Genomic DNA, 11337 nt, shown 5'->3' with positions numbered 1-11337 from the left:
GTGAACGGAAAGGAGCCGCCATGTCCCTGATCGATGCCGCGCGCGAGGTGCGCGAGACTGCCTATGCGCCCTATTCCGGCTTCAAGGTCGGGGCAGCGGTGCGCGGTGCGTCGGGTGCGATCCACCGCGGCTGCAACGTGGAAAACGTGGCCTATCCCGAAGGGACCTGCGCCGAGGCCGGGGCCATCGCGGCCATGGTCGCGGCGGGCGAGACCGAGATCATCGAGGTCTGCGTCATCGCCGACGCCCCCCGTCCCGTGCCGCCCTGCGGCGGCTGCCGCCAGAAGCTGGCCGAATTCGCCCGCGGCGACACGCCGGTCCTGCTGGCGACGGTGTCCGGCGAGACGCTGGCGACCACCGTGGCCGAGCTGCTGCCCGGCCGGTTCGAGGTGGCGCACATGCAGGGCGGCGCATGACCCAGCCGCCGCTGCCCGCCGGCTTGGCCGCCCCCGGCCTGAATCCCGACCCCCGCCCCGTCATCGCCGCCGTCCGGTCCGGGCGCGGGCTGGACGACGCGGGGGCGGCCCTGATCGCGCGCGGGCTGGCCCACGGGTCGGTCAGCGACGCACAGGCCGCCGGGTTCGCCATGGCGGTCCTGCTGCGGGGCATCGGGGACCGGGGCCGCACGGCGCTGACCCGCGCCATGCGGGATTCCGGCCGCGTGCTGGCGTGGGATCTGCCGGGCCCCACGGTGGACAAGCATTCAACCGGGGGCATCGGCGACGCCACCTCGCTGATCGTGGCCCCGCTGGTCGCGGCCTGCGGCGGGTTCGTGCCCATGATCTCGGGCCGCGGGCTTGGACACACCGGCGGCACGCTGGACAAGCTCCAGGCGATCCCCGGATTTCGCACCGACCTGGACGAGGGGGCATTCCGCGCGGCCGTCACGCGGGCGGGCTGCGCCATCGTGGCGGCAGGGCCGTCGCTTGCCCCTGCGGACCGGCGTCTCTACGCGATCCGGGACGAGGCCGCGGCGGTGGAATCCATCGACCTGATCACCGCCTCGATCCTGTCCAAGAAGCTGGCGGCGGGGCTGGACGGGCTGGTGCTGGACGTCAAGGCCGGCAGCGGCGCGTTCCTGTCCGCGACCGAGCAGGCGCGCGAACTGGCGCGCGCGCTGGTGGGCACGGCCACGGCCGCGGGGTGCCCCACGGTCGCGCTGATCACCGACATGGACCAGCCCCTGGCCCGCAGCGCGGGCAATGCGGTCGAGGTAGCCGAGGCGATGGCCGTCCTGCGCGGCGCGCCCGGCGCTTTGCGCGATCTGTCGCTGGCGCTGGCGGCGGAATGCCTGCGCGTGGCGGGCCTGGCGGGCGATGACGCGCTGTCCCGCGTCACCGCGCGGCTGGACGACGGGTCCGCCGCCGAACGCTGGTCGCGCATGGTCGCGGCGCAGGGGGGCTTGCGCGACCTGATCGACCGGCCCGACCGCCTGCCCGGCGCGCCGGTGATCCGGCCCGTGCCCGCCCCGGACGGCATCGTGGCCGACATCGACGTGGCGGCCCTGGGCCGCGCGGTGGTGGCGCTGGGCGGCGGCCGCCGGCGCGCGGGCGAGGCGGTCGATCCCCGCGTGGGCCTGTCCAACCTGCGCCGGCTGGCCGAGCCGACCGGCGGCGTGCTGGCGCTGGTCCACGCCGCCTCGGCCGAGGCGGCCGAAATCGCCATCGCCGCGGTCCAGGCCGCCTATCGCCTGGGCGATGCCAGCGCCGGGCCGCTGGTGCGCGAACGGATTGCGGCATGACCGGGACGCCATGCACCGGGCCAGGGGAAAGGTCAGCCGCGCGCGCTGACCCAAGGCCACTCGGGACAAGCCTGTGGGCTTTCGGGGGGCGGCCGAACAGTGCGACCGCCCGTCCCCTGCTGCCGATGGGTCAGCGCAACACGGACAAGGGCTCGCCCCTCGACAGCCCCGCTCTGGCGCCGTGGATCGCCGACGCCGGGCCGGCGGCGCAGGCCGTGCCAAGACGCCGGGACAGGCCCGATCCCCGGGCGGTGGCCCCGTCCGCGCCGTTGCAAGGCGGCGTATCGGCGTTGCCGGGGCGTGCCGCATGACCCGCCGGGCGTTCCTGATCGTCATGGACTCGGTCGGCATCGGCGGCGCGCCGGATGCGGATCGGTTCTTCAACGGCACGCTGCCCGACAGCGGCGCCAACACCGTGGGCCACATCGCCGCCGCCCGGCCGCTGCGGATGCCGCATCTGGACGCGCTGGGGCTGGGTGCGGCCGTCCGGCTGGCCAGCGGGGCCGACGCCCCCGGCCTTGGCGCGACCCCGCAGGGGCTGTGGGGGGCGGCCACCGAGGTCTCGCCCGGCAAGGACACCCCGTCCGGCCATTGGGAGCTTGCGGGCGTTCCCGTGCCTTGGGACTGGCGCGTCTTTCCCGACACCTGCCCCGCCTTTCCCCCTGACCTGACGGCCGAGATCTGCCGGCTGGCGGGCACGCAGGGCATTCTGGGCAACTGTCATGCCCCCGGCACCGCGATCGTCGATGCGCTGGGGGGCGAGCATCTGCGGACCGGCTGGCCGATCTGCTACACCTCTGCCGACAGCGTGCTGCAGATTGCCGCGCACGAGGGCCGCTTCGGCCTGCAACGGCTGCTCGACCTGTGCCAGGCGATTGCACCCACCGTGCACGCCATGCGGGTCGGCCGCGTGATCGCCCGCCCGTTCGACGGGGCCGAGGGGCAGTTCACCCGCACCCCGAACCGCCGCGACTTTGCCATCCCGCCGCCCGGCGACACGATCCTGGACCTTGCGGCCCGCGCCGGCCGGGCCACTCATGCCATCGGCAAGATCGGCGACATCTTCAGCCATCGCGGCATCGCGCATCTGCACAAGGGCCGGTCGGATGCAGAACTGGCCGGGCATCTGGTCCGGCTGGCCGACGAGGCGCAGCCGGGCAGCCTGACCATGGCCAACTTTGTCGAGTTCGACAGCCTGTACGGCCACCGCCGGGATGTGGCGGGCTACGCCGACGCCCTCGAATGGTTCGACACGGTCGCGGGGCGGTTCCTGGCGCGGCTGCGGCCCGGGGACCTCGCGATCTTTACCGCCGACCACGGCAACGATCCCAGCTGGCCGGGCACAGACCACACGCGCGAACGCGTGCCGGTGCTGGGCTGGGGCCTGGGGTTGCAGCCCATCGGCCTGGTGGCCTTTGCCGATGTCGGCGCCAGTGTCTGCGCGCACCTGGGCGTGCCCGGACCCGCCCACGGCAAAAGCGTCCTGCCCATAGCCACCACCTTTGATCCCGCAAGCGCATGAAACCCATTCCCAAGATCGAACTGCACCTGCATCTCGAGGGCGCGGCCCCGCCCGGCTTCATCCGCGGGCTTGCGGCCGAACGCCGCGTGGACCCGCCGGCGATCTTTGCCGAGGACGGCGGCTATCGCTGGTCCGGGTTCAGGGATTTTCTGCGGGTCTACGAGGCCGCGACCGCGGTGATCCGCGGCCCGCGCGACTATGCCCGCCTGCTGGAGCTTGTTCTGGCCGACTGCGCCGAGCAGGGCGCGGTCTATGTCGAGCTGTTCGTCTCGCCCGAGTTCTGCGGCGGCGGCGACCTGCCGGCGTGGCGCGACCATGTGGCCGCACTGACGGAAACCGCGGCGGCCATGGCCGCGCAGGGCATCGACAGCCGCGCCATCGTGACGCCCATCCGCCATTTCGGCCCGGACCGCGCGCGGCGCAGCGCCCTGTGCGCGGCGGAAACCGCCGGGGGCTGGGTCGCGGGCCTGGGCCTTGCGGGCGCCGAGACGGTGGGCCGCCCGCAGGATTTCGCCTGGTCGTTCGATTGCGCGCGCGAGGCGGGGCTGGGTCTGACGTGCCACGCCGGCGAATGGGCCGGGCCGCAGTCGGTCCGCGACGCGCTGGCGCTGGGCGTGACCCGCATCGGCCATGGCGTGCGCGCCATCGAGGACGCAGGCCTGGTGCGCGACCTGGCCGAACGCGCCATCACGCTGGAGGTCTGTCCGGGGTCGAACATCGCATTGGGGCTTTACCCCGACGTTGCCCGCCATCCCATCGCCCGGCTGGTCGATGCCGGGGTCCGCGTCACCATCTCGCGCGACGATCCGCCCTTTTTCGGCACCACGCTGGCGCAGGAATACGAGCGGCTGGCCGATGCCTTCGGCTGGACCGAGGCCGACTTCACCCGCATGAACCTGTGGGCAGCCGAGGCCGCCTTCTGCGACGCGGCGACCCGGACCCGGCTGGCCGGCTTGCTGGCCCGCGCCGATGGTGCATGACTGATCCGCAGGAAAGAGGCCCCCATGACCCCACATCTGACCGTCGTCAGTCATCCGCTGGTCCAGCACAAGCTGACGCTGATGCGCGACAAGACCACGTCGACCGCAGGCTTTCGCCGTCTGTTGCGCGAGATCAGCCTGCTGCTCGCCTACGAGATCACGCGTGAGCTGGACCTGACCACCATGCGGATCGAGACGCCGCTGTGCCCCATGCAGGCCCCCACGCTGGAGGGCAAGAAGCTGGCGCTGATCTCGATCCTGCGGGCCGGGAACGGGCTGCTGGACGGGATTCTGGAACTGATCCCGGCCGCGCGCGTCGGCTTCATCGGGCTGTACCGCGACCCCGAGACGCTGCAGCCGGTGCAGTATTACAGCAAGGTGCCGGGCGAGCTGGAGGACCGGATGGTGATCGTCGTCGATCCGATGCTGGCGACCGGCAACAGCTCGGTCGCGGCGATCGACCTGCTCAAGCAGAAGGGGGCCCGGAACCTGCGCTTCCTGTGCCTGCTGGCGGCGCCCGAGGGGGTCGAGCGGATGCGCCAGGCCCATCCCGACGTGCCGGTGGTGACGGCCGCGCTGGACGAGCGACTGGACGATCACGGCTATATCGTGCCCGGCCTGGGCGACGCCGGCGATCGGATGTTCGGCACGAAATAGGCGCGCCTTAACGGCTGCTTGAGGGTTTTCGCCCTAGAACACGACGATTGTGGACCGAATCGAGGGGTCGGGCATGCGCGTGTCAGGGTTCTTGGCCCTCGTGGCCGGGGCGGTGGGGATCTGGGTGACGGCGCTGGCCCTGCCTGTGCTGGCAAGCGGGGCCGCCGCCACCCCGCAGGGAAAGCCGGAGGCCGGGGCGGCTGCCCCGATGGCGCCGGTGCCCGAGCGGGTGCGAAACCCGGCCGAGACGAACCACGCGGTCGGCGCCGGGCCCGGACCCGCCGAGCCGCCGCCGCCCGGCTTTGCGGGGGTGCAATACATCGACAGCGCAGGCTGCGTGTTCCTGAACCTGCAGGGTCAATGGCGGCCGCGCGTGGGCAGGGACGGCGCCGTCCTCTGCGGCTATCCCCCGACGCTGTCGGCACGCCGGACCATGCCCGATGCCGCGGCGACCCTGATGTCCGTGCCCGCCGAGCCGCGCGTCGCGCGGATCGAGCGGGTGCTGTCGGAAACCATCATCGGCAATCTGCAGGAGGGCGAACTGCTGGCGCCCGAAGCGAAACGGCCCGCGCCGGCCGCGTCCGCCGGACCCGTGCAGGCTGCTGCCGCAGGGCAGCCCGCGCGCGCAGGGGCGGCGGTGGGAAAGGGGCTGCCGGATCTGACGGCGGCTGCGGAGGCAGGCCTTGCGGTGCGGGCAGGCATGGCGCAGGCGGAACCATCCACGGCGCTCTGTCGCCTTCTGGGCGCGTCCGAGGGCGCGGCCCGCAGCGTCCGGCTGGGCCAGCAGATGGCGCTGGGCCGCTGCGGGGCCGAGCCGCTGCCGATCCTTCGGATCGCGGCTGCGGCGGGCGGGCTGCCGGACGGACAGCGGGGCAGGGTCGACGGCACGGGGCCGGCCTCGCCCGCGCCCGGGCCGAGGACGTCGGCGCCGGTCGGCGGGCGCCCCGATGCGGCCAGGCCCGCGCGGGCGAAAGCCCGGCAGGACGCCGCGGCACCTGACCCCAAGACGGCGCGCACGGGGCAGGTGCAGGCCCGTGCGACATCCCGTGCGCCATCCCGGGTGATCCCGCCCGGCGCGCGGTTCGTGCAGATCGGGACCTATGCGGACGCGCGCAGTGCCACGCGCGCCGCACAGGTCGTGGCGCGACTGGGCTTGCCCGTCTCGATGGCGCGCGAGACGCGGCGCGGAACGACGGTGCAGACGATCATGGCGGGTCCCTTCGACGGGCGACGGTCGATCGTGCGCGCCATCGACCGAATTCACCGGGCCGGCTACCCCGGGGCCTATGCCCGCTGATGACGATGCCCCCGCGTTCTGCTGCCGCATTCGGGCAAGCGAACGACAGGACGCGGGCGCAGCCTGTCGGGCAGGGGGATGCCCGGCAGGATGCAGTGGGGTTCCTGCCGCAGCGCGGGGCTGCGGTGCGCCAGCACGGGCGGGGGCGACAGCCCGCCCGGCGATGCCGATGCGCCGGTCGGCGGCGGCGTTCCGATGCAGGGCCGGGCGCGTCCCGGTTGACTCCGGGCGCCGCGCGGCTTATAGGCCCGACTTCAGGATTCTCAGACACCGCAAAACCGGAACCGCACAGACATGGCCAACACGCCCCAGTCCAAGAAGCGCGCGCGCCAGACCGAGCGCCGCACTGCCGTCAACAAGAACCGCCGCTCGCGCATCCGCACCTTCCTGCGCAAGGTCGAAGAGGCGCTGGCCGGTGGCGACCAGCAGGTCGCGGCCGAGGCGCTGAAAAGCGCCCAGCCCGAGCTGATGCGCGGCGTGACCAAGGGCGTCGTCCACAAGAACACGGCCGCCCGCAAGATTTCGCGCCTGGCGGCCCGGGTCAAGGCGCTGTCGGCGGCCTGACGGCCGGTTTCGACCGGCCCCGGAACCACCCGGACCTTCGGACGACTGTGCAAGGGCGTGCCATCCGCACGCCCTTTCTTCATGCCGGAATCATTGTTTTCAAACGATTTTTATTTTTGCAACACTGCGCCAGATTCGTTCCGGCAATTGCGCTGTCAACAACAGAGTTCGGTTGCAGCCGTCCGGGGGCAGGGGGTAGCGTTATCCATGCGATTCACGTCGCGATGGGGGAACGTCGCCCAGGGACAGGCTCTGCGGTCGTCTGATGGGTGATCTGGGACGGATGCGGGGGGCCGCACCGTCCTCGGGACCGGCACCGGCTGCCACCGGGGTCGTCCGCCAGCGCCATCCGTGTCCGTGCCCGTTCGGGCGCGCCCGTGCCGCAGTCTGCGGCACGATGGATGCGGCTGTCCTGACCCCGTCGCGGCCCAACCGCAGTGTCCCGCCGGCCATGCCGGGCGGGGATCGGGGACATAAGGGACGTCACATGGACAACATCTGGGGCCAGGCGCGCGCCGAGCTGGAAACGCTCGTCGGCAGCAACAACTATACCCGGTGGCTCGCCCCCCTGGAACTGACCGGGCTCAAGGATGGCACGGCGGCGCTGTCCTGTCCGACCCACTTCCTGTCGGACTGGGTGTCGCGCCACTACAGCCGCCCCATCCTTGAGGTGCTGAACCGCAACGGCACCCCCGTCGAACGTCTCAGCTTTACCGTCGCGGCCCAGCCGGCCGGGCCGGCCGGGCCTGCGACCGCGCCCGCGGCACGGGCGGCGGCCCCGCGCCCGGCCCTGCGGGGCGACGACGAGATGACCGCCCCCCTGGACGCGCGCTTCACCTTTGACAACTTCGTGGTCGGCAAGCCCAACGAACTGGCCCATGCCGCCGCGCGCCGCGTGGCCGAGGGCGGGGCCGTGTCGTTCAACCCGCTGTTTCTGTATGGCGGGGTGGGCCTGGGCAAGACCCACCTGATGCACGCCATCGCGCGCGACCGTCAGGCCCGCGACCCGCAGGCCCGCATCCTGTATCTGTCGGCCGAGCAGTTCATGTACCGCTTTGTCCAGGCGCTGCGCGAACGCACCGTCATGGACTTCAAGGAGCTGTTCCGGACGGTGGACCTGCTGATGGTCGATGACGTCCAGTTCATCGCCGGCAAGGACAGCACGCAGGAGGAATTCTTTCACACCTTCAACGCGCTGGTCGATCAGGGCAAGCAGATCGTCATTTCGGCCGACCGCGCGCCGGGCGAGATCAAGGACCTTGAGGAACGGATCAAGTCCCGCCTCAGCTGCGGCCTGATCGTGGACCTGCACCCCACCGACTACGAGCTGCGCCTGTCGATCCTGCAATCCAAGACCGAGCAGTTCCGCACCATCTATCCGGGCCTGGTCCTGGGCACCGGCGTGCTGGAGTTCCTGGCCCACCGCATCACGTCTAACGTGCGCGTCCTGGAAGGGGCGTTGCAGCGGCTGTTCGCCTTCGCCAGCCTGATGGGCCGGCCGATCGACCTGGACATGACGCAGGAATGCCTGGCCGACATTCTGCGGGCCTCCGACCGCAAGGTCTCGGTCGAGGAGATCCAGCGCAAGGTGGCCGAGCATTACAACATCCGCCTGTCGGACCTGGTCGGCCCCAAGCGGGTCCGCACCCTGGCCCGCCCCCGCCAGATCGCGATGTACCTGGCCAAGCAGATGACCAGCCGCAGCCTGCCCGAGATCGGTCGCCGCTTTGGCGGTCGCGACCACACGACCATCCTGCACGGCGTCAAGCGCATCGAGGAGCTGCGGTCCGAGGATCGCAGCCTGGCCGAGGACATCGACCTGCTGCGCCGCGCCCTGGAGGCGTGATCACGGGCGCTTGACCGCCGCAATCAAACAACGAAACTGAGCGCGCCGCGTCAGCGGCCGATCCGACGACAGCAAGGGGCAGGACGCCATGAAGTTTTCCATCGAGCGTGCGGTGCTGGTCAAGGCCGTGGCGCAGGCCCAGTCGGTCGTCGAGCGCCGCAACACCATCCCGATCCTGTCCAACGTCCTGATCGAGGCCGGGCCCGACGGCGTCAGCTTTCGCGCGACCGACCTGGACACCGAGGTGGTCGACCGCGCCACCGCCATGGTCGAGCGTCCCGGCGCCACCACCGTCAGCGCCGCGCTGCTGAACGAGATCGCGCGCAAGCTGCCGGATGGCGCGCTGGTCGCCATCGCCGCCGACCCTGAGACCGCGCGGCTTACGGTGCAGGCGGGGCGGTCCAACTTCAGCCTGGCGACCCTGCCGCGCGAGGATTTCCCGGTCATGGCCTCGACCGAGTACACGGCGAACTTTGCGGCCCCCGCGCCGTTGCTGCGCCGGCTGTTCGACAAGTCCAAGTTCGCCATCTCGACCGAGGAGACGCGCTATTACCTGAACGGCGTCTATCTGCACGTGGCCGAGGGCGAGGGCGGCCCGACGCTGCGCTGCGTGGCGACCGATGGCCATAGGCTGGCGCGCATCGACGCGCCCCTGCCGGACGGCGCGGCGGGGATGCCCGGCGTGATCGTGCCGCGCAAGACCGTGGCCGAGCTGAAGAAGCTGCTGGACGACGACGAGATCCAGATCGCCGTGTCGGTCAGCGAGACCAAGGTGCGCTTTGCCACGCCCACGATCACCCTGACCTCCAAGGTCATCGACGGCACCTTCCCCGACTATACGCGCGTGATCCCCAAGGGGAACGCCCGCAAGCTGGAGGTCGATGCCAGCGACTTCGCCCGCGCGGTGGACCGGGTGGCGACGGTCAGTTCCGAACGCTCGCGCGCGGTCAAGCTGGCGCTGGACGAGGATCGGCTGGTCCTGTCGGTCAACGCCCCCGACGCGGGCGCCGCCGACGAGGAACTGGCCGTGGCCTATGCCGACGATCCGCTGGAAATCGGGTTCAACGCCAAGTACCTGCAGGAAATCGCCCAGCAGATCGACCGCGAGAACGCGGTCTTCCTGTTCAACGGATCGGGCGACGCCGCGCTGATCCGCGAGGGCGGCGACGACAGCGCGGTCTATGTCGTGATGCCGATGCGGGTGTGACGCTCGACCATCTGTCGCTGGCGCAGTTCCGGTCCTGGCCGCGGCTGGACCTGGATCTGGACGCGCGGCCGCTGGCGATCTTCGGCCCCAACGGGGCCGGCAAGACCAACATCCTGGAGGCGCTGTCGCTGCTGTCGCCCGGTCGCGGCCTGCGCGGGGCAAGCCCGGCCGAGCAGGCGCGGCAGGGACCGGATGCCGGCTGGCGCATCCGGGCCAGGCTGGGACGCCATGACGTGGAAACCGCGGCGCCGCCCGGCGAGACACGCAGCGTCACCATCGACGACAAGCCGGTGCCGCAGGTCGCGCTGGGGCGTCTGGCGCGGCTGATCTGGCTGACGCCCGCGATGGACCGGCTGTGGACCGATGCGCCCGACACCCGCCGCAGGTTCCTGGACCGCGTCACGCTCAGCTTTGTGCCGGGGCATGCCGACGACGCGCTGGCCTATGACAAGGCGATGCGCGAACGCAACCGGCTGCTGCGCGACCAGGTGGGCGACGCGCGCTGGTATCACGCGCTGGAATCGCAGATGGCGCAGGCGGGGGCGGCCATCACCCGCAGCCGCCAGCAGGCGATCGCGCGGATCATGGCGGCGCAGGCGGGGGCGGAAACCGCCTTTCCCGCCGCGCGGCTGGTCCTGCTGCCGGGCGAGGGCAGCGCCGACGATCCCGACGCCGACAGCATCGCGCGCAGGCTGGCGGCCACGCGCGGCCGCGACATGGCGGCCGGGCGCAGCCTGACCGGCCCGCACCGGGCCGATCTGGGCGCAAGCTGGGGCCCCCAGGACATGCCGGCCGCGCTGTCATCGACCGGAGAACAAAAGGCGCTGCTGCTGTCGCTGATGCTGGCCAACGCGCGGGCGCTGGCGGACGACCGTCCGATCCTGCTGCTGGACGAGGTGGCCGCGCATCTGGATGCCGACCGCCGGCGGGCGCTGCATGACGAGATCACGGCCCTGCCTGCCCAGGTGTTCATGACCGGAACCGGACGCGACTTGTTCGACACGCTGGACGGCCGCGCCCGCTTCGTCGAGGTTCGGCGCGAGGACGGCGCCTCGAGGGCCGTGACGGAGGACTGACATGAGCCTGCCGCGGCAGCGCGTGACGCTGATCACCCTGGGCGTGGCCGATCTGGACCGCGCCCGCGCCTTTTATGCCGCCTGGGGCTGGACCCCGCATCCGGGCCCGGCCGAAGGGGTGGTGTTCTATCAGATGCAGGGGGCGGCGCTGGCGCTGTTTCCCTTGCATGACCTTGCCGCCGATCAGGGCCGCCCTGGCGCGGCGCTGGGCACAGGGGCGATGACGCTGGCGCAGAACTGCGCGGACCGGGCGGACACCGATGCCGTCTGGCAGGCTGCCGTCGAGGCAGGCGCAACGCCGCTCAAGCGCCCCGGGCAGGTCTTCTGGGGCGGCTATTCCGGCTATGTCGCCGACCCCGACGGCCATGTCTGGGAAATCGCCCACAACCCGTTCTGGCCGCTGGCTGCGGATGGCACCCTAACGCTGCCCTGATCCCTGCCGCCCGG

At 71.9% G+C, this 11337-nt stretch carries 11 protein-coding genes; all 11 read left to right on the top strand.

Going from position 1 to position 11337, the window contains the following annotated elements:
• The first annotated feature begins 20 nt into the window (after positions 1-20).
• Positions 21-416, top strand: a complete 396-nt coding sequence (locus tag DPQ23_RS08535) for a cytidine deaminase (RefSeq protein WP_112874271.1) — start codon at positions 21-23, stop codon at positions 414-416.
• Positions 413-1741, top strand: a complete 1329-nt coding sequence (locus tag DPQ23_RS08530; RefSeq protein WP_112874270.1) for a thymidine phosphorylase — start codon at positions 413-415, stop codon at positions 1739-1741. The genes DPQ23_RS08535 and DPQ23_RS08530 overlap by 4 nt, the downstream gene beginning before the upstream one ends.
• Positions 1742-2048: 307 nt before the next feature.
• Complete coding sequence (locus DPQ23_RS08525; RefSeq protein ID WP_112874269.1) at positions 2049-3263, top strand: phosphopentomutase; 1215 nt, start codon at positions 2049-2051, stop codon at positions 3261-3263.
• On the top strand, positions 3260-4243 hold the full coding sequence (locus DPQ23_RS08520; protein WP_112874268.1) for an adenosine deaminase: 984 nt from the start codon (positions 3260-3262) through the stop codon (positions 4241-4243). The genes DPQ23_RS08525 and DPQ23_RS08520 overlap by 4 nt, the downstream gene beginning before the upstream one ends.
• Before the next feature lie 24 nt (positions 4244-4267).
• Positions 4268-4900 (top strand): uracil phosphoribosyltransferase, encoded by a 633-nt coding sequence (gene upp, locus DPQ23_RS08515; protein ID WP_112874267.1) that lies wholly within the window; start codon positions 4268-4270, stop codon positions 4898-4900.
• 49 nt (positions 4901-4949) lie between these two features.
• The gene (locus DPQ23_RS08510; protein ID WP_162630692.1) at positions 4950-6197 is read left to right on the top strand and encodes an SPOR domain-containing protein; all 1248 of its coding nucleotides are present in this window, start codon (positions 4950-4952) and stop codon (positions 6195-6197) included.
• Positions 6198-6491: 294 nt separating this feature from the next.
• A complete protein-coding gene (gene rpsT / locus DPQ23_RS08505; protein ID WP_112874265.1) occupies positions 6492-6761 on the top strand; it encodes a 30S ribosomal protein S20 in 270 nt (89 codons plus the stop codon).
• Between the two features lie 487 nt (positions 6762-7248).
• A complete protein-coding gene (gene dnaA, locus DPQ23_RS08500) occupies positions 7249-8607 on the top strand; it encodes a chromosomal replication initiator protein DnaA (RefSeq protein ID WP_112874264.1) in 1359 nt (452 codons plus the stop codon).
• Positions 8608-8695: 88 nt separating this feature from the next.
• On the top strand, positions 8696-9814 hold the full coding sequence (gene dnaN, locus DPQ23_RS08495; RefSeq protein WP_112874263.1) for a DNA polymerase III subunit beta: 1119 nt from the start codon (positions 8696-8698) through the stop codon (positions 9812-9814).
• Entirely contained in the window at positions 9811-10890 is a 1080-nt protein-coding gene (gene recF, locus DPQ23_RS08490) for a DNA replication/repair protein RecF (RefSeq protein ID WP_112874262.1), read from the top strand. Before dnaN ends, recF begins: the two co-directional genes overlap by 4 nt.
• A 7-nt stretch (positions 10891-10897) precedes the next feature.
• Entirely contained in the window at positions 10898-11323 is a 426-nt protein-coding gene (locus DPQ23_RS08485) for a VOC family protein (RefSeq protein WP_112874306.1), read from the top strand.
• Positions 11324-11337 lie beyond the last annotated feature (14 nt).

This window comes from Paracoccus endophyticus (genome assembly GCF_003286075.1).
GTDB lineage: Bacteria > Pseudomonadota > Alphaproteobacteria > Rhodobacterales > Rhodobacteraceae > Paracoccus > Paracoccus endophyticus.
This window is presented reverse-complemented; position numbering and strand designations above follow the sequence as displayed.